This is a genomic window from Micromonospora sp. LOL_023, assembly GCF_048060115.1.
GTDB lineage: Bacteria > Actinomycetota > Actinomycetes > Mycobacteriales > Micromonosporaceae > Micromonospora_E.
Map to the genome: position 1 here is coordinate 41,547 of NZ_JBHMIM010000038.1, position 18,763 is coordinate 60,309.

Annotated in this window: 17 protein-coding genes; 12 read left to right on the forward strand and 5 right to left on the reverse strand. The window is 69.4% G+C overall.

Annotated features, from left to right (window positions below):
• Positions 1-115: 115 nt before the first annotated feature.
• The 3 genes from ACFHVL_RS20255 to ACFHVL_RS20265 are packed head-to-tail and all read left to right on the forward strand — an operon-like array spanning position 116 to position 4,911.
• Positions 116-1,900, forward strand: coding sequence for an N-acetylglutaminylglutamine amidotransferase (locus ACFHVL_RS20255; protein ID WP_416629806.1), 1,785 nt, complete (start codon positions 116-118; stop codon positions 1,898-1,900).
• Entirely contained in the window at positions 1,887-3,698 is a 1,812-nt protein-coding gene (gene ngg, locus ACFHVL_RS20260) for an N-acetylglutaminylglutamine synthetase (protein ID WP_416629807.1), read from the forward strand. Before ACFHVL_RS20255 ends, ngg begins: the two co-directional genes overlap by 14 nt.
• Before the next feature lie 22 nt (positions 3,699-3,720).
• Positions 3,721-4,911 (forward strand): osmoprotectant NAGGN system M42 family peptidase, encoded by a 1,191-nt coding sequence (locus ACFHVL_RS20265; RefSeq protein WP_416629809.1) that lies wholly within the window; start codon positions 3,721-3,723, stop codon positions 4,909-4,911.
• Positions 4,912-4,918: 7 nt separating this feature from the next.
• Here ACFHVL_RS20265 and ACFHVL_RS20270 read toward each other — a convergent pair whose 3' ends face one another.
• A complete protein-coding gene (locus tag ACFHVL_RS20270; protein ID WP_416629810.1) occupies positions 4,919-5,674 on the reverse strand; it encodes an enoyl-CoA hydratase in 756 nt (251 codons plus the stop codon).
• Positions 5,675-5,903: 229 nt separating this feature from the next.
• Between ACFHVL_RS20270 and ACFHVL_RS20275 the strand changes: the two genes are divergently transcribed.
• Entirely contained in the window at positions 5,904-6,989 is a 1,086-nt protein-coding gene (locus ACFHVL_RS20275) for an S-(hydroxymethyl)mycothiol dehydrogenase (RefSeq protein ID WP_416629811.1), read from the forward strand.
• A complete protein-coding gene (locus tag ACFHVL_RS20280) occupies positions 6,989-7,618 on the forward strand; it encodes an MBL fold metallo-hydrolase (RefSeq protein WP_416629813.1) in 630 nt (209 codons plus the stop codon). The genes ACFHVL_RS20275 and ACFHVL_RS20280 overlap by 1 nt, the downstream gene beginning before the upstream one ends.
• 47 nt (positions 7,619-7,665) lie before the next feature.
• Here the strand turns inward: ACFHVL_RS20280 and ACFHVL_RS20285 are convergent, their stop codons facing one another.
• Positions 7,666-8,247, reverse strand: a complete 582-nt coding sequence (locus ACFHVL_RS20285) for a sigma-70 family RNA polymerase sigma factor (RefSeq protein WP_416629815.1) — start codon at positions 8,245-8,247, stop codon at positions 7,666-7,668.
• Positions 8,248-8,389: 142 nt separating this feature from the next.
• On the opposite strand from ACFHVL_RS20285, the gene ACFHVL_RS20290 reads away from it, so the two are divergent.
• The 5 genes from ACFHVL_RS20290 to ACFHVL_RS20310 all read left to right on the forward strand — a co-directional run bounded on the left by ACFHVL_RS20290 (position 8,390) and on the right by ACFHVL_RS20310 (position 11,865).
• Positions 8,390-9,172: a zf-HC2 domain-containing protein gene (locus ACFHVL_RS20290; protein ID WP_416629817.1), complete on the forward strand. Its 783-nt coding sequence runs from the start codon at positions 8,390-8,392 to the stop codon at positions 9,170-9,172.
• Positions 9,173-9,334: 162 nt separating this feature from the next.
• Positions 9,335-9,604, forward strand: a complete 270-nt coding sequence (locus ACFHVL_RS20295) for a helix-turn-helix domain-containing protein (RefSeq protein WP_416629818.1) — start codon at positions 9,335-9,337, stop codon at positions 9,602-9,604.
• A 113-nt stretch (positions 9,605-9,717) separates the two neighbouring features.
• Entirely contained in the window at positions 9,718-10,404 is a 687-nt protein-coding gene (locus tag ACFHVL_RS20300) for a TetR/AcrR family transcriptional regulator (protein WP_416629819.1), read from the forward strand.
• A gap of 307 nt (positions 10,405-10,711) precedes the next feature.
• Positions 10,712-10,867 (forward strand): DUF6131 family protein, encoded by a 156-nt coding sequence (locus tag ACFHVL_RS20305; protein ID WP_282227283.1) that lies wholly within the window; start codon positions 10,712-10,714, stop codon positions 10,865-10,867.
• A 368-nt stretch (positions 10,868-11,235) separates the two neighbouring features.
• Entirely contained in the window at positions 11,236-11,865 is a 630-nt protein-coding gene (locus tag ACFHVL_RS20310) for a hypothetical protein (RefSeq protein WP_416629820.1), read from the forward strand.
• On the opposite strand, the gene ACFHVL_RS20315 is transcribed toward ACFHVL_RS20310, so the two are convergent.
• The 3 genes from ACFHVL_RS20315 to ACFHVL_RS20325 all read right to left on the reverse strand — a co-directional run bounded on the left by ACFHVL_RS20315 (position 11,842) and on the right by ACFHVL_RS20325 (position 15,698).
• Positions 11,842-12,222 (reverse strand): hypothetical protein, encoded by a 381-nt coding sequence (locus tag ACFHVL_RS20315; protein WP_416629821.1) that lies wholly within the window; start codon positions 12,220-12,222, stop codon positions 11,842-11,844. The two genes, ACFHVL_RS20310 and ACFHVL_RS20315, sit on opposite strands and share 24 nt — an antisense overlap.
• 102 nt (positions 12,223-12,324) lie before the next feature.
• Positions 12,325-12,777, reverse strand: a complete 453-nt coding sequence (locus tag ACFHVL_RS20320; protein WP_416629822.1) for a DUF1707 SHOCT-like domain-containing protein — start codon at positions 12,775-12,777, stop codon at positions 12,325-12,327.
• Between the two features lie 1,934 nt (positions 12,778-14,711).
• Positions 14,712-15,698, reverse strand: a complete 987-nt coding sequence (locus ACFHVL_RS20325) for a GNAT family N-acetyltransferase (RefSeq protein WP_416629823.1) — start codon at positions 15,696-15,698, stop codon at positions 14,712-14,714.
• Positions 15,699-15,850: 152 nt separating this feature from the next.
• Here ACFHVL_RS20325 and ACFHVL_RS20330 point away from each other — a divergent pair, with 152 nt between their 5' ends.
• On the forward strand, positions 15,851-17,116 hold the full coding sequence (locus ACFHVL_RS20330) for a nucleotide sugar dehydrogenase (protein ID WP_416629825.1): 1,266 nt from the start codon (positions 15,851-15,853) through the stop codon (positions 17,114-17,116).
• A gap of 151 nt (positions 17,117-17,267) precedes the next feature.
• The gene (locus ACFHVL_RS20335) at positions 17,268-18,746 is read left to right on the forward strand and encodes a hypothetical protein (RefSeq protein ID WP_416629826.1); all 1,479 of its coding nucleotides are present in this window, start codon (positions 17,268-17,270) and stop codon (positions 18,744-18,746) included.
• The last annotated feature ends 17 nt before the right edge of the window (positions 18,747-18,763 follow it).

The window sequence follows — 18,763 nt, forward strand, 5'->3', positions numbered from 1 at the left end:
GACACAGCCCGGCGGGGGATCTCAGCCTTGGAACGCCAGCTGTAGGGCAACGACGACGCGCGGCTGGCCGTCGTCAACTGGGCGACCCCCGGTCGGTCTGGCAGGATGGGTACGCATGTGCGGACTTGCGGGAGAGCTTCGCCGCGACGGATCCCGCGCCGACACCGGCGCGGTGGAACGGATGGCGGCGACAATGAGTGACCGCGGACCTGACGAGGGCGGTTCCTGGTCACGCGGACCGGTAGCTTTCGGCCACCGGCGACTCAAGATCATCGACTTGTCGGCGGCGAGCAGCCAGCCCATCGTCGACTCGGCGGCCGGCCTCGCCGGGGTCTTCAACGGATGTGTCTACAACTACCGGGAGTTGCGCGAACAACTCCAGGCACGGGGCCACCGGTTCTTCTCCCAGGGTGACAGCGAAGTCGTCGTCAAGGCGTACGCCGAATGGGGGGTCGACTTCGTCGACCACCTGATCGGCATGTTCGCCGTGGCCATCACCGAACGGGACACCGGACGGCTGGTCCTGGCCCGCGACCGGCTGGGCATCAAACCGCTGTACGTCACCGAGACACCCGGCGTCGTCCGCTTCGCCAGCACCTTGCCCGCGCTCCTGGCCGGCGGCGGCGTCGACACCAGTATCGACCCGGTCGCACTGGCCCACTACCTCAGCTTCCACAGCGTCGTGCCGCCACCGCGCACCATCCTGACCGGGATCCGCAAGCTGCCGCCCGCGACCGTACGGGTCTACCAACCCGACGGTCGGGTCGACGAGCACGTCTACTGGAATCCACCGTTCGCCCGCGACCCGCGGCACGCCGACTGGTCGGCGACCGACTGGCAGGACGCCCTGCTCGAGTCGTTGACCACGGCGGTGCAGCGTCGGATGGTCGCCGACGTGCCGGTCGGCGTCCTGCTCTCCGGCGGGCTGGACTCCAGCCTCGTGGTGGCGCTGCTGGCCGAGCAGGGCCAGCGCGGACTCGCCACCTTCTCCATCGGCTTCGACGCCGTCGGCGGCCGGGAAGGCGACGAGTTCGTCTACTCCGATCTCGTCGCGCAGCGCTTCGGCACCGATCACCACCAGATCCGCGTCGCCGCCCGGGATCTGGTGCCGCCGTTGGAAGCGGCGGTCGCCGCGATGAGCGAGCCGATGGTCAGTCACGACTGCGTCGCGTTCTACCTGCTCAGCCAGGTCGTCTCCGAGCACCTCAAGGTGGTGCAGTCGGGTCAGGGCGCCGACGAGATCCTCGGCGGCTACCACTGGTACCCGCCGCTGGCGCAGGTCGGCCGCGACCAGGCACTCGACACCTACGCCACGGCGTTCTTCGACCGGGACGCCGCCGGCCTCGCCCAGGTACTCGACCCGGCGTACCTGACCGGCGGGGATCCCGCCCGCGACTACGTCGCCGCGCATCTGGCCGCGCCCGGAGCCGAGCAGGCGGTCGACGCCGGACTGCGCATCGACACCACCGTGATGCTCACCGACGACCCCGTGAAGCGGGTCGACAACATGACGATGGCGCACGGGCTGGAGGCCCGGGTGCCGTTCCTCGACCACGAGTTCGTGGAACTGGCCGCCGCCTGCCCGCCGCAGCTGAAGCTGGCGCAGGGTGGCAAGGGGGTACTCAAGGAGATCGGTCGGCGGGTGCTGCCCTGGGAGGTGATCGACCGGCCGAAGGGGTACTTCCCCGTGCCGGGTCTGACCCACCTCGAAGGCAAACTCCTCGACCGGGTCCGCGACGCCCTGCACGCCCCTCAGGCCCGCCGCCGCGGGCTGTTCCGCGACGACTACGTCAACACGTTGCTGCGGAACCCGAACGCCGAACTGACCCCACTTCGGGGCAACAAATTGTGGCAACTCGGACTGCTGGAGATGTGGCTGCAGAGTCATGGCATTGACTGACGACACGAGCGTCCCCCGCCCCGACTCCCCCCCACCCCGCCGGGAACGCATCGGCCCCGGCGGCGACCCGATCGTCCCTGGCGACCCACCGGCCAGAACCGTCGACAGCGCCGACATCATTCTGGAATGCGGCTGGGGCCGGCTGGTCTTCGGCCAGACCTTCGCCGACCCGTCGGACGTCGCCGACGTCCTGCGTTCGGAAGCCGCCGGCTCCCGCGACATCTGCATCTATCTTCCCGACCCACACGTGCTGGTGTCCCGGCTGCCGGACGAGCTGTTCATCGACCCGTCGCTGACCTTCCGGCTCGCGCTGAGCCGGGTCGACGCACCCGACACGGAGGAACCCGGACTACGGATCCGCCCGCTACGCGACGAAGCCGACGCCGACGCCGTCAACCGGATCTATGCCCACAACGGCATGGTCACCGCACCGGTACAGACCCTGGTCGACAACGCGGCCACCGAACAGTTCGTACACCTGGTCGCCGAATCGGTCACCGGACAGGTCGTCGGCACCGTCACCGGGGTCGACCACGTCGCGGTCTTCGACGACCCGGACAACGGAGCCAGCCTGTGGTGCCTCACCGTCGACCCGCTGCACGCCCCACCAGGCACCGGGCAGGCGCTGCTGCTCGCCCTCGCCAACCGGCTCGCCGACCGGGGCCGGATCTACGTCGACCTGTCGGTCCTCGCCGAGAACGACGGCGCGGTCCGGCTCTACGAGCGGCTCGGCTTCGAGCGCACCCCGACGTTGTGCGTCAAGCGCAAGAACCCGATCAACGAGCGGCTCTTCCTGGCCAGCATGCCCGACGGCTACGACGACCTGAACCCGTACGCGCGGATCGTCGCCGACGAGGCGATGCGGCGCGGCATCCGGGTCGAGGTGATCGACGCGGCATGGGGCGAGCTGCGGCTGACCCACGGCGCCCGCACCCTCGTCACCCGGGAATCGCTGTCCGAGCTGACCTCGGCGGTGGCGATGAGCCGCTGCGACGACAAACGGGTCACCCGCCGGGTACTGGCCGACGCCGGATTGTCGGTACCTCGCGGCCGCACCGCCACCGGCGACGCCGCCGACGAGGCGTTTCTCGCCGAGGTCGGCGAGGCGGTGGTCAAACCCACCCGCGGCGAGCAGGGCACCGGAATCACCGTCGGGGTCACCGAACCCGACGCGCTGCGTACCGCGGTGGCCCTGGCCCGCCAACACTGCCCCGAGGTGCTGATCGAACAGCGGCACCAGGGCGAGGACCTGCGGGTGCTGGTGATCGACCATGAGGTGGTGGCCGCGGCGGTACGCCGACCGGCGGCGGTCACCGGTGACGGCGTACACACCATCACCGAGCTGATCCGGCGGCAGAGCCGGCGGCGGGCCGCGGCCACCGGCGGCGAGTCGAAGATCCCGCTGGACGACCTGACCCGGGAGGTGGTCGCCGAGGCCGGGTACGCGTTGGACGACGTCCTGCCACCCGGGCAGCTGCTGACCGTGCGGCGTACCGCGAACCTGCACACCGGGGGCACGATCCACGACGTGACCGACCGGCTGCATCCCGACCTGGCCGCGGCGTGCGTCGCGGCCAGCCGGGCACTCGCCATCCCGGTGACCGGAATGGATCTGCTGGTGTCCGCTCCCGATCAGCCGGAGCACGTGTTCATCGAGGCGAACGAGCGACCCGGGCTCGCCAACCACGAACCGCAGCCGACCGCCGAACGCTTCATCGACCTGTTGTTCCCGGGCACCAACGCGCAGCAGCGGCGGTGGACACCAGCCGGTCCCGGCGGGGCGGCGACAGCGTCGTGAGCGGCGACGGTACGGTCTTCGCATGCCGGCCGACCCGAACCTTCCCGCCCCACTGAAACTGGACCTGGACTACCTGCAGCAGGTGCTGCTGGAACTGCTGGACATCCCCAGCCCATCCGGCCGGACAGACCATGTCCAGCAGTACGTCGGGGAGCGGCTGTCCGCGCTCGGCATGCCGTTCACGGTCACCCGGCGGGGTGCGCTCAGCGCCTCGCTGTGTGGCCCCCGGATCACCGGCGCGGACCGGGCCATCGTGGTGCACACCGACACGATCGGCGGAATGGTCAAGCGACTCAAGGAGAACGGCCGGCTCGAACTCAAGCAGATCGGCACTCACAGCGCCCGGTTCGCCGAAGGCGCCCACGTACGGATCTTCACCGACGACCTCGACCGGGTCGTCACCGGGCAGGTGCTGCCGTTGAAGGCGAGCGGACACCGCTACAACGACGCCGTCGACCTGCAGGGCGTCGGCTGGGAGCAGGTCGAGGTCCGCGTCGACGAACAGGTCACCGACATCGCCGGGCTGCGCGCACTCGGTATCGACGTCGGCGACTTCGCCGCGATGCTGCCGGCACCCACCATCACCCCCAGCGGATACGTCAAGTCCCGTCACCTCGACGACAAGGCCGGGGTGGCCGCGGTGCTGACCGCAGTCAAGGCGATGGTCGACGCCGGTCGGCAGCCGCCAGTGACCGCACATCTGCTGATCACCTGCACCGAGGAGATCGGCCACGGCGCCAGCCACGGCCTCGACCCTGACGTCGCGGAGATCGTCTCGGTCGACGCGGCCGTGGTCGCCCCCGGGCAGCAGTCCCGCGAGGACGCCGCGACCCTGGCGATGGGTGACGGCGTCGGGCCGTTCGACTACCACCTGACCCGCAAGCTGGCCGCACTCGCCACCGAACACGACGTCGACCTGGTCCGCGACGTGTTCGACTACTACCGCTCGGATGTGGCGGCCGCCGTGGAGGCCGGCGCCCACGCCCGGATCGCGTTGCTCGGCTTCGGGGTGGACGCCACCCACGGACACGAACGCACCCACCTCGAAGGTCTGCGACATCTCACCCAGCTGCTCTGCCTCTACCTGCAGAGTGACCTCGTCTTTCCCGAATGGGACGCCGAACCCGACGGGGACCTGGCGGACTTCCCGTCCCTCGCGGTGCAGCCGGCGCAGGAGGCCGGCCCACGGGAAGGCCCGATCGGCGTGGTGTGACAGCGCGTCAGCGTCGGCGGCCGAGCAGGGTCGCCAGCACCGCCGGATCGCTGGCGGACGAGGCCTGGGCCCATGCCTCGTACTGCAGTGACGGGTCCAGGCCAGCCGTCGCGGCGATCCGAACGCTCTGCTTGATGTGCCGCACCAGGTGCGGATCGAGGTCGGCGTAGCGGCCGGCGGCGGCAAGCGCCACGGCGAGCGGATCGTCGACCACCTCCAGCACCAGACCGAGTTCATGAGCCCGGACAGCGTCGAGCATCTCGCCGTCGAGCAGGATCTGCATGGCCCGCTGCGGGCCGAGCGCGTCGACCAGGAAGTAGGTACAGCCACCACCGGGGTGCAGCCCGATGCGGGTGAACGTCGCCCCGAACCGGGCGTTGGGGCCGGCGTACCGCTGATCGCAGCACATCGCCAGGTTGAGTCCGGCACCGACCGCCGGCCCCTGCACCGCCGCGATGGTCAGCAGGTCCAGGTCACGCACCGCGAGAAAGCTGCGGTAGATGTCCTCCAGGTCACGTCGGGTCTGGCTGACCGGACGGACCGGTCCGCCGAAGATCTCGTCGAGGTGTGCGCCGGCACAGAACGCGCTACCGGCACCGGTGACGACCAGAACCCGAGCGTCCCGATCGGCCGCGACCGCCGCCACCGCATCGGTGAGTTCCCGCATCATCCGCGTACCGATCGCGTTGCGCCGGTCAGGATCGTCGAGGGTCAGCAACCGCACCCCGCAATGGTCGGCGGTACGCAGCGAAACGGTCTGCACGGGTCAACTCCCTGTCCGGTCGGTGACGGTCCACGCCCACAGGTCGCCACCACCAGTGACGATCACGCCCAGGATATGCGCGGCGGTCCGGGCCCTGTCCGCCTCGTCGCGCAGCGTGCGGCCCGAACCGCCACTGGTCAGGTGGGAACCACCGGGCCGGTTCCACGCCGGCCCCGACGGCGGTAGGTTCGGAACCTGCGTGAGACGACGAGGTTTCAGGAGGGGTCCGATGAGCCAGCAGGTCAGAGGGGTGATCTCCCGCAGCACCGGTACGCCGGTCGAGGTCACCACGATCGTCGTACCGGATCCCGGTCCGGGCGAGGCGGTGGTCCGCGTCCAGGCGTGCGGCGTCTGCCACACCGACCTGCACTACCGCGACGGCGGCATCAGCGACGACCACCCGTTCCTGCTCGGCCACGAAGCGGCCGGCGTCGTCGAACAGATCGGCCCCGGCGTCACCGACATCTCCCCCGGTGACTTCGTGGTGCTCAACTGGCGGGCGGTCTGCGGCACCTGCCGGGCCTGCGTCCGTGGCCGACCATGGTACTGCTTCGCCACCCACAACGCCGCCCAGAAGATGACCCTGACCGACGGCACCACGCTCTCCCCCGCCCTGGGCATCGGTGCCTTCGCCGAGAAGACGTTGGTACATGCCGGGCAGTGCACCAAGGTCGACCCGGCGGCCCGACCAGCCGCCGTCGGGCTGCTCGGCTGCGGCGTGATGGCCGGCCTCGGCGCCGCGATCAACACCGGCGGCGTCGGTCGAGGTGACTCCGTCGCGGTGATCGGCTGCGGCGGGGTCGGCGACGGGGCGATCGCCGGCGCCGCGATCGCCGGCGCGACGACGATCATCGCGGTGGACACCGACCCACGGAAGCTGGACTGGGCCCGTGGCTTCGGCGCCACCCACACCGTCGACGCCCGCGCCGGCGACGTCGTCGAGGCGATCCAGGCACTCACCGACGGGCACGGCGCCGACGTCGTCATCGACGCAGTGGGCCGCCCGGAGACGTGGCGGCAGGCGTTCTACGCCCGTGACCTCGCCGGCACCGTGGTCCTGGTCGGCGTGCCCACCCCCGACATGCGGGTCGAGCTGCCGTTGCTGGACGTCTTCGGCCGCGGCGGCGCGCTCAAGTCCAGCTGGTACGGCGACTGCCTGCCGTCACGCGACTTCCCCATGCTCACCGAGCTGTACCGTCAGGGTCGACTCGACCTGGACGCGTTCGTCACCGAGGAAATCGGCATCGACCAGGTCGAGGAGGCGTTCACCAAGATGCACCACGGTGACGTGCTGCGTTCGGTGGTGGTGTTCTGATGGCGGCCCGGATCGACCACGCCGTCACCTCCGGGTCGTTCTCGCTGGACGGGCAGACCTTCGACGTCGACAACAACGTCTGGGTGATCGGCGACGACGCCGAGTGTGTGGTGCTCGACGCACCACACGACGTCGACGTCATCCGTACCGTCATCGGTGGGCGCAGCGTGCGGGCCGTCATCGCGACCCACGCCCACGACGACCACGTCCGGGTCGCACCGGCGTTGGCCGCCGCCACCGACGCGCCGGTCCTGCTGCACCCGGCCGACCGGGTGCTGTGGGACCAGGTCCATCCGCAACGGCCGCCGGACGGTGAACTCACCGACGGCCAGCAGCTGAGGGTCGCCGGCACCGTGCTGCGGGTACTGCACACCCCCGGGCACAGCCCCGGAGCCTGCAGCCTGCACGCCCCCGACCTCGGGGTGGTCTTTACCGGCGACACCCTGTTCGCTGGCGGGCCCGGTGCCACCGGGCGTTCGTACAGCGACTTCGACACGATCATCGCCTCGATCCGGGACCGACTGCTGACCCTGCCCGCCGCCACCGTGGTGCACACCGGGCACGGAGACAGCACCACGATCGGCGCCGAAGCACCGCAGCTCGCCGAATGGATCAGCCGCGGCCACTGACGACAACCGGTCGCTGACAGCGGCGGGCGGACCGGTTGGTCGGAAGATCAGCTGATCGCGCGCAGCCGCTGCCCGGGGGTCCGATCCGGCTCGGCCATCGCCGCCACCAGGTCCTGGCGGGCGCGCGCGACCCGCGAACGGATCGTGCCGATCGGGCAGTCGCACACCTCAGCAGCCTCGGCATAGCTCAGTCCGAGGACCTGGGTGGCGACGAAGGCCTCCCGCCGGTCCGCGTCGAGGCCACCGAGCAACTGCCGCAGCACGAGAGCGTCCTCGAACCGGGGGCCGGTACTGGTCGACTCCGCGACGGCCTGCCAATCGTCCAGGTCAGCGACTCGTGGGCGGACAACGAGGGCCCGGATGTGGTCCACGGCGACCCGGCGGGCGATCGCCAGGAGCCAGGTACGCGCCGTGGACCGGCCGGCGAAGCCCCGGATCGAACGCATCGCCCGTAGGTAGGTCTCCTGGGTGAGGTCCTCAGCTTCTGCGGCATCCACCAGATGGGTGAGGAACCGCTGCACATGATGCTGGGTCGCCTGGATGAAGGCGGTGGCCGCAGCCCGATCACCGGCCCCGGCCGCCATCGCCCACGAGGTGATCTGTTCATCGTCCGGTCCGGCATGCGGCATGGCCAGAAGACTATCCTTCACATCCCCCGCTGGAACAGCCTGGCCGGCGCGTCGGGTTCGGCGATCGGACCGACCACCCGGGCGGAGAGAATGAGCCCACCCCGACGGGAACCGTCCTGGCCGGTGGACCGACTATTGAGCTGTGGGCTGTGCGGAATTTCGAGAGATGTTGTCGGCGGAACTCGATGGCGAGACCAGCGCGGCGGAATCGGCGACCGCCCGGGAGCACCTGAGTGGCTGCGCCGGGTGCCGCGCCTGGTACGCCACCGCCGAGGCGGTGACCGCGCTTGCCGGCCGCACCCCGCCACAGTCCGCGGTCACGGTCGACGAGTCCGTCCTCGACGCGCTGCCTGGACCCCGCAAGTTGACCGCGGTCCGCATCACCACCATCCTGCGGTACGCGCTCGGGCTGCTCGGCGTCGCCCAGTTCCTGCTCGGCACGGCCCAGATCGGTGGCGTGGCCGACGGTCACCTGCACGTGGCCGACGCGATCGGTGGGACAGCGCCCAACCATCTCTGGCATGAATCCGCCGCGTGGAACGTCGCGCTCGGTGCCGGCTTCGCGTGGATCGCCGTACGCCGAACCCGTCCGTCCGGCATTCTGCCTACTTTGACCGCCTTCGTGGCTGTTCTGGCGCTGCTGTCGGTCAACGACGTGATCACTGGCAGGGTCGACTACCCCCGCCTGCTCAGCCACGGCCTGGTGGTCGTGGGCTACCTGCTGTTGCTGGCCCTGGGGCGACGCGACACCGAACCCGACTCGCCGGAAGGCGAGCAGCGGCGGGCCGGATCCCGATGGCGCGTCGAGCTGGACGAGGCGCCTCCGACGCCGAATCGCACACCACTGCGTCTGATCACCGGTGGAGCGTCGGTCCGTGTCGGTCGGGCCCGGGACCGCTGGCTGAACCAGGACCGCGCGGCCTGACCGCAATCTGGTCGGCCGACCGCAGCCGGTCGACCTCAGCCGGCGGTCTGGTTTGCCGTTGATCCGACACCCTGGCAGGTCAACCTGGCTGGCCCCGTAGGCGACGCAGTCACAGCGGTCCGGATCCACCCGTTCCCGGACCAGCGACGGACCGTCAGCCAGATGCAGGGAGCAGTCATGCCGGCCACCCCGCGAGCCGATCGCCCTACGACTGCACAGATCGTCGCACGCTACCTGGCCGGACAGCCGATCCGCCGGATCGCCGCAGAACTCGATGTCTCCTACAGCTACGTGCACCGCCGGCTGCACTACTCGGGGGTCACCGTCCGGGGCCGTGGTGGCCGCCGCCCGGCCGGCCACGTCCCTGCCCTTGACCTTGATACTGAGCCGACGGACAGCGTGACGGGGCAGGCACCAAACACACTGGACTGAGGGGCAATACGCCATACTCCGGTGTCCGTGCCAGGTCCTACACTGGCTACGTACCTTCTCCGCTCTCGATGTGGCCTACCCCGGCCACTGATCACATAGGTCAGACTGCCACGATGGTTGACTGCCGGATCCGGCGAAACCGCGTCGTTGGCTGCCCGTCGCGGAAGGTGCCAAGCAAATGTTCGCTCATTCGACACGCCATCTGGGAGACAAGGTTGACTTCCCGCAGCCGCCGAGACCAAATACTCCACCGAGCCGGCATACTCTTCGCCAGCCGAGGTGTCGCCGGCACCACGGTGCGCGAGATCGCCGACGACGTCGGGATCCTGTCCGGCAGTCTCTACCACCACTTCGAGTCCAAAGAGGCCATGGTCGACGAGATCCTCTCGGTCTACCTGGCCGACCTGCGCAGCCGCTACCAACAGGTACTCACCGAGTCTTCCGAACCGCAACAACAGTTGCGGCAGTTGATCCGGGCATCGCTGGAGGTCGCCGCCGCACACCCGCACGCCACCGAGATCCATCAAAAGGACGCGAACTACCTGCGTGCGCTTCCGCGCTTCGGGTACCTCAAGGCTGTCGCGAGGGAACTCGACGGAGTCTGGCTGAGCGTCATCGACGCCGGGCGGCGGGACGGATCACTTCGTTCTGATGTAGATCCAAGGACGTTCCACCGGCTGACCAGGGATGCGATCTGGCTGACCGTGCGCTGGTTCAAGCCCGGCAGCAAGTACTCCCTCAACCGGCTCGTCGCAGACTGCACGGCCGTTTTCCTCGACGGCGTGTCCACTCGGCTCTGACCCTCCGGTCCAGGCCTCTCCCCCAACCGGGGTCTTGATCATCTAGGTAGGCGGTCGAGCCGGCTCCCGCCCACCTAGGCGTTCGGAGATTCATCGAACGCGACATGGCAATCCACTTAAGACGTACGGCGGCTTTGGTTCCTCGTGGACTGAATGGTGTGAGCGGCGGCACAGCCCGGAGAGCGTCCTAGGAAGCTGGTCTGATCTTTCGCTGCGATCGCCCGATCCCGCGTACCCGGTTTGAATCATGGAAGCCCCTGGGTACTTGGGGACGTCCCCCCGAACACCTCTCGGAACGGAGCCTCAGATGCTCTTGCTCGGACTGATCCTGCTGGTTCTCGGCCTGGTGCTGAACATTTCCATCCTCTACACCCTCGGTATCATCCTGCTCCTCGTCGGTGCGGTTCTGTTCATCCTCGGCGCGGTCGGCCGACCGGTCGGTGGACGCAAACACTATTGGTGAACGGGCTGCGGCCTGGTGGCCTGCGAGTTCTCGCAGGCCACCAGGCCGCAGTCGGGCCACCCGGTGCACTTCGCGGAAGACAATCGGACACGCGGCACCGCGTACCACGGTGACTGGTCCGCAATATCCAAATAGGCACCTGGCAATCACATCTGCCGCCGGAGTCAATAGGCAAGTATCGTCGTCAGGCGGCACATCACCAGTCCCGGCGATCAGAGGCAGCTCACGACAATGTGGTACGTCCCCCTGGTCGCACGGCCATGAGCAGCGGCTCACCCTCAGCCGAGGGCGGGCGCCCAGGCGCATCTGCGGACTACCAGCCGGGCGATCTGATTTGGATCCACCGGGCGGGAGCGTGGCGATCCGGAGTGGTACTGACCAGATCCTCCACGGCGGCGACGATCCGCTACCGCGTCACCGGCGCCGAGGGCACCGGCGTCGACACCGTCGTACTGGGCCGCCCCGAACTGATGCACCGGGTAGGCCCGCAGCCCCCACCGGGGCCGCCCATCCCCGTCCGAACGGACTCGCCGACCGGGCCCTTCGGCAGACAGGGCACCGCAGCACCTGCCCGCCCGCTACGCCGGCCAGCGGGTCGGCCGGGGGCCGGTACTGGCCGAAACGATCCGGCGCACCCCGGCCAACGTCCGGCCGCCACGGCCGGCCGCGCTGACACCATCAACGGCAGCCGGCCCAAGGGCCGAGAGGACCTCGGCCAACCAACGGCGGCGGCACCCCCGGCCCGGACCGCCCGGCAGCGCACGACCGACCGACTTGTCGAGCTGCGGATCTTCGTACGGACGGCTGGCGGGCGCCCCACCGAGCTGCCACTCGGTTGTGCCGTGGACCGCCGCACCGGAACCGTCCACCTTCGCTTGCCGGACGGACGCACCAGCCAACTCGACCTGGTCCTCGCCCGGGCCGCCAGCATGATCCTGCACGAAGCGGTGCTCACCTGCCTCGATCCACGCGAGTTACGCTTCTGGATTAAGCGCTGAGGCTCCGCTCGGGCGCCGCAGCCCCTTGTCGCCACCACGCTGGTCCGCAGTGATGGAGAGCTCCGCCCGGCCGGGTTCGGCGATTGCCACCGTCACCGTCATCGGGCCCACGGTCGCCGTCTGCCCGGCTGCGATCGGATGCCGCTCGCCGGCATACCCGACCGTCACCCGACCGGCGACCAGATCCTCGAACGTCACCTGGTATCCGAGAATCTCGGCACTCGTCGAACTGGTGGTCTTGACCGCCACGGTGCACCGGGTGTTGCGGCACTTGGCGCTGGTCGCGGTGCAGGCGGTGACACACAGCAGCAGCAGCAGGACGAGTACGGCGCGAAGAACAAACTGGGTCTGGCGCATACCACTGACGATCCGGCCAACTGATCGTTTGTGGATCCGTACACCGTGAAGGTGGCACGTTGTCGGGATCAGCGGTTGCGGGTGCCCTACGGGCGGGACGGGTCAGGCGACGGTGAGCAGCAGGGCGACGACCGCCACCGACAACACCACAGCCAGTACACCGATGCCGGTGGCAGCCAGCGCCTGGGCCCGCCGCTGCGGCGAACGCCGGCCGGCCCCGGCCAGCGCGACCGCCACCAGGCCGGGTAGCGCGCCGAGTCCGTAGCAGGCCGCCAACGGCAACGCGCTGATCGCGCAGACCAATGCCAGGGTGGTCCGGGTCGCCACCGAACGGTCGGCGGCAGAAGGCACGGGGACCGCCGGCGTACGCGGATCCCAGTGGAACCGCGCCGGCAGGTCCGCCAGCTGCCCCACCAGCTCGCCCGTCGTCTGGGCGGCGGTCGTATCCGTCAGCCGCCGCTCGTACTCGGCGAGGTCGAGGTACCCGCCGCCCAGCGCCTCGTTGAGCAGCTCGACGACCTGATTGCGCTGGTCGTTGCCGACCCGTTCGTCCATTCGACTCGCACCTCCCGGAGTGCGCCCGAGGCTACCCCACCAGGGTCGACACGGATCACCGGACACAGGTCTGGACCTACGGGGCCTGATACCCCATGATGACTAACGTTGCGCACCTATTTAGCTACTCTAGGTAATCAATCTGAGGAGTTCCACCGACCATGGCTCGTAGGCGGGACAGCGCGTGGCCGGTCCTGACCATCGGAACCTGCCTGGCCTCACTCGGCACGGCGGTCGGCGGATTCCTGGCCTCGGCCTACCGACCCACCGGTCTTGCCTACACGGACGCCCTGGTGCTGTGCGGCCCGGACAGGGGCGACGCTACGGCGTGCCTGGCCGAAGCTACCCGATCGGTCGGGCTGCTGATGGTCGCCGGAGCCGCTGTCGCACTCGGCCTCGGCCTGGCCTGCCTGACACTCGCCGGCCTGGTTGACACCGCGAGGTCGGCCCGGCATGGCCGGGCGCATCCGCTGGTGGACGTCCGCTTCGCGGAACTCTGTCGGCAGTACGGATTGCGTGCCGCTGACCTGCCGACACTGCGCATCGGCGGCCAACGGGTGGAAAGCGTGCGCAGCATCGCAGGACAGGCCACGGTCGTGGTCCCGGCCGCGCTCGGCCGGGCTCCGCTACGGCCGGCCGCCTTCGACCCCGTGGTCCGCGTCGAACTGAACCGGATCGTCACCGGTCGGACCGGTTGGGCATCGGGACTGCGTGGTTGGCCCTGGCTGATCACGCCGGTGTGCGCCGGGCTGGCCGGCGTCGTGAAGCTGGCCGGTTCCACACTCGCCGTACCGCTGTCGGCCAGCGTCCGGTTCGTGCTGCTGGCCGCCGTCGTCGCCGGCCTGCCGATCGGGCTCCGCAGCCTTGGCCGTGGCCGGCCCGGCCTGCGGCGGATCGCCAGCTGGTACGCCGGTGGGGCGACCGGCGTGGCAGCGAGTATCGGCGCGACAAGTACCGCGTCCGTCGTCTGGCATCTCGACCCATGGGCCGGACCACCGCCGATCGTCACCGCCGCGACAGCCGCCATGGTGGTCACGGTCGGCCTACTGGGCATACTGCTCGCCGGCCGGTCCGGTCTTCTCGGTGCCCGGCCCCGGCCCGGCAACGCCGTGCTCGGCGCCCTTGCCGGGCTGACCGTCGGCGCGATCGTGTTCCCGGTCGGGTTCGGGGCCGATCCAGGCACCACCGCGACGATGCTGGCCCGGCCACCGGCCGGCGTCGTCGACGCGCCGGCGGGGCACCGGACACCCGCAGCAGGACCGGCGGACGCCGGCTCGGATGAGCCCGCCGGACCGGCCGGTCCGCCGGGTGCGTCGGCCCCGGCGGCTTCCGCTTCCCGACACCCGCCCGCCTCGCCCGCGACCGCGGGTGTGGACACCGGCGTGGCGAACCGGGTGGCTCGGGTGATCGAGCAGGTGCTCGATCCGACGTGGCGGGCCGACCCGTTGCCGGACCCGCCGCCGAGCCGGGCGAGGCAGGCCGGCTGTCATCCGTCGATCATCGAGGACTATCTGCGCAGCGGCATGGCCCACCGGACCGGGCACGGAGTCGCGCGGTACGCCACGTCCGGCACGGCCGACTCCGACTCGCTGAGCCGCATCACCCTGCAGATCGACGTGGTGTCCTACCGCGATCCGGTGGATCTGGTCTTCGCCGCCGCGGACCGCGCCGCCATCGCCTGTCGGGAGTTCACCGACGAGCCCTCCGGGCTCAGGGTCCAGGCGGTCACCCGCCCGGCTCCGTCAGCCGGTGACCGGGCCTGGCGGGTGGACCTGGTGCAGACTCTCGGTCGTGGGGCCGGGCGGGTGACCGCGACGACCGCACTGGGACTCGCTCAGGTGGACACCACGGTCGTCGTGGTGACGATGACTGCCTCGCTGACGCCGGTCGACGGGTCGTTGTTCGACGAGGCGATGCTGCGGACCACGGCCGAGCTAGCCGGTCGCCGGCACGATCCGGCGCCAGGCATCGATCACTTGGACCGGTCGCATCCCCTCGGCGAGGTAGAGACCGAGAGCGGGTCGACCCGGGTCGGTGTCGACGTGGAGAAAGGTGCCCCGCCGCCGGCTGGCAGCGTCGGCGACGAGCGCGCGACGCAGCAACAGCCGACCGAGACCGCGTCCCCGCCAGTCGGGATGCACGGCGAGCAGCCAGACGTACCCGCTGCGCTCGTCCTCCACGAAGGCGTGTGAGCGCAGCACCATGGCAACTGGTACCGGACCTCGGTAGGCGACCTCCCCCAGTGCCCAGTCGTGGCTGCTGTGTGCGCAGAGGTAGGTCACCCAGTCGGAGTACGACTTCGCCGCGAACCCGAAATGGTCGGCGAAGGCCGCCTGGTGCACCGCCCAGGCGTCGTGGCGGACCGCCGGATCATCGGCGGTGGATCGTATCCGGACCCCGTCCGGGGCGTCTGGGGTAGCGGGGACACTCGCCGGGTGGTGCGCCAGGAACAGCCGGTTGAACACCGCCGCGACGGTGAATCCGTAGCCGGCCAGCCGGGCCGCCGTCGCGGTGTCCTGCCGGTAGCAGCTTGCGTCGAGCACCGCGCGCGGATGGCCGAGCCCGGCCGCGATGGCGACGGCGCGGCGCTGCGCCTGGCGCCACAGTCGTTCACCCACGATCGGCTCGGTCGGAACATGGTGGACGTCGATGTCGACCGTGTCGCTGAGCCCTTTGCGGCAGGCCCATCCCCAGCCGACGAGTCGGCCGTGCGGGTCGTGGATCAGCCAACCGTCGCTCGTCGGGTCGAAATCGGGATCGGCGAGTTCATCGGCGACCTCGACCAGGGTGTAGTCCGGGCGGCCGATGACCGCAGTGTTGCACGCCGCGATCAGGTCGAAGATGGCCGGTGCGTCCGCTACGGCAGGCGGACGCTGGGTGTATCCGGCCGGCAGTACGGGTTCATCGGTGGCAGTCGACACGACTCAGATCGTCGCGTACCGGGGTTGCGGCGGCGACTGATTTACGGCTCCCGGCCTGGCCGGGCATTGCCGAAAACCGGCTCCCAGACCCCGAATAGATGCTTAGATCGCTTATGTCTGTATTGCACGCTCAGTTCGGAGGTGGCGGGGATATGACGGACGCTCCGGTAGTCATCGTCGGTCAGGGGTACGTCGGGCTACCGGTGGCGATGCGCGCCGTACAGGTCGGGCATCACGTCGTCGGTCTCGACACCAACGCCGAGCGGATCCGGATGTTGTGCGACGGTTCGTCATACGTCGAGGACGTTCCCGACGACGAACTCCGTGCGGCCCTGACGAGCGGCCGCTACACGGCCAGCACCGACTACGCCGATGCCGCCGGATTCGCCACAGCCGTGATCACCGTGCCGACCCCGCTGCACGACGGCACCCCGGACCTGCGCTACATCGAGGATGCGGCACGCTCGCTGGCCGGGCACCTCACCCCCGGGGCAACGGTCATCCTCGAGTCGACAACCTACCCGGGCACCACCGAGGAACTGCTCCGCCCGCTGCTGGAGAAGGGTAGTGGGCTGCACGCCGGTCTGGACTTCCATCTGGGCTACAGCCCGGAGCGCATCGACCCGGGCAACCGCGAATGGACCTTCGTGAACACTCCGAAGGTGGTCTCCGGTATCACCGCCGAATCGTTGGCCGCGGTACGGGCGTTCTACGACGGTCTGGTTCAGCAGACCGTACCGGTCCGGGGAACCCGCGAGGCGGAGACCACCAAGCTGTTGGAGAACACCTTCCGGCACGTCAACATCGCCCTGGTCAACGAACTCGCGATGTACTCGCACATGCTCGGAATCGACATCTGGGACGCGATCGACGCCGCCAGCACCAAACCGTTCGGATTCATGCGGTTCACGCCCGGTCCCGGTGTCGGTGGTCACTGTCTGCCGGTCGACCCGTCATACCTGTCATGGGAGGTCAAGCGCAGTCTCGGCCGCACCTTCCGATTCGTCGAGTTGGCCAACGACGTCAACAACTACATGCCGACCTACGTCATGGAACGGTTGACCAGCCTGATGAACCGACACAGTCGAGCACTCAACGGTGCGGTGATCCTGCTGATCGGTCTGGCATACAAACGCAACAGCGGCGACTGCCGGGAATCCCCAGCCGTACGCGTCGCCGAACTGCTGCATCTCGCCGGCGCCCAGGTCCTGGCCGTCGATCCGCATCTCCGGCCGGACGAGATGCCGCCCTTCGTGTTGCCAGTCTCGCTCACCGTGGACCAGGTCGTCGCCGCGGACGCGGTCGTCGTACTCACCGACCACGACGGAATCGACTACGAGCTACTCGCCGAAGCTCCCCTGGTGCTGGACACCCGCCGACGGCTCGCCACCACGTCGGCGACCGCCGAGTCACTCTGACCTCTGTAGTAGTCAGCGGATGACTTCCCGCCGGGCATCCGAACCAGTACAGCTTCGGTACGGACCACCGACGGAGGCCGATCAGATGGGCGGTGTCACAACAGACGAGACCGTCCGGGCGCCGCACCGGCTCCCAGCTCGTGGGCAGGTCGTGACACAACGCTACGACTGGGTGTTGGCCATGATCGCGGTCACCGCTGCGAGCACCGTCGCGATGGTCTTGTTCCCGCAGGTGCGCCACTGGTTCATCGTGCCGGTGACCACCGCTGGGGCGCTGATCTCCGTGGAAACCATCAGTTGGCTGCGTCGGCGCACCGACCTACTCGATCCACAGGCGATCCTCAGCGTTGCCGGCTTCCATTTCTTCTACCTCACACCGATCCTGCACGTGGTACTCGACCACTGGCCGCGATTTCTGTTGTCGTCCGCCGACTGGCCGGCTGCGCTCGGCTCCATGGCACTGGTGAACACCGCCGGGCTCTGCCTCTACCGTGGGGTACTGGCGATACCGTCCCGCGCCGGCCGTAGGACTCCGGCCCACCCCCCGGCGGCCGCCGGGCGTGCCACGACAGAGCTCAGGCCCGACGTCCTGTACGTGTTCGGGTTGCTCGCGGTCACGGCCGGGATACTCGCATTCGGTGCTCTCGTCCTGCTGATGGGCGGACCGGGTCAACTGATCAACGCCTACACCCAGGACCGCGCCGCGCTGGACAACCTGGGTTGGCTGCTCATCGTGGCTGAGTCGTTCCCGCTGATCGGCTTTGCACTGGCTCTGGTGCGCTGGCGCAACGAGTTGGCGCGCCGACCCTGGCTGATCTTTCTGCTACTGACGAGCCTTGCCGCGCTGCAGTTCATGGTCGGCGGACTACGCGGCAGTCGCAGCAACACCCTGTGGCCGATCGTGCTCGGCTTCATCATGGTCCACCTGCTGGTACGCCACGTCTCCTGGCGGGTGCTCGTCGTCACCGCGCTGAGCACCGGAGTCTTCCTCTACTCGTACGGCCTCTACAAAGGGGCAGGAACAGAGGTGCTAGGGATCATCCACGGTCAGGAGACGGTGGCCGATGTCTCCGCCCGGACCGGCCGGGACCTGCCCACCCTGCTACTCGGCGACCTCAGCCGGGCCGACGTGCAGGCGCTCGTCCTGGAGCGCAGCCGGCAGGGATCCAGCGACCTGGGACACGGCTCCTCCTATGTCAACGCGATGTTGCTGCCGGTGCCGTCCACCCTCCTGCCGTACCGGCCATCGGACAAGGTTCACCTTGGCACCGACCTGACCACCGGTGTCGGGATGTACGAATCCGGATACCGGTCCTCGCGCATCTACGGACTCGCCGGCGAGGCGACCCTCAACTTCGGGCCGGTCGGGGCGATCCTGTCGTTTCTGCTGCTCGGTGGTTTCACCCGCTGGTGCCGCCAGCGGTACCTGGACATCGGACGCAACGGCAGCCTGGCCGCCCGGCTGCTCGCTCCCATGTTGAGCATCGCCACTCCGATGGTGCTACTCAACGACGCGGGCAACTACATGTGGTTCTTCCTGAAGTACTTCCTGCCCTTGGCCACGGTGGTCGCCGTGGCCCTGGCGGTCAGCACGCTGAGACACGGCCGAGGTCGTGCCGCGCGACGGTGAGCGAACTGACGCGGCAT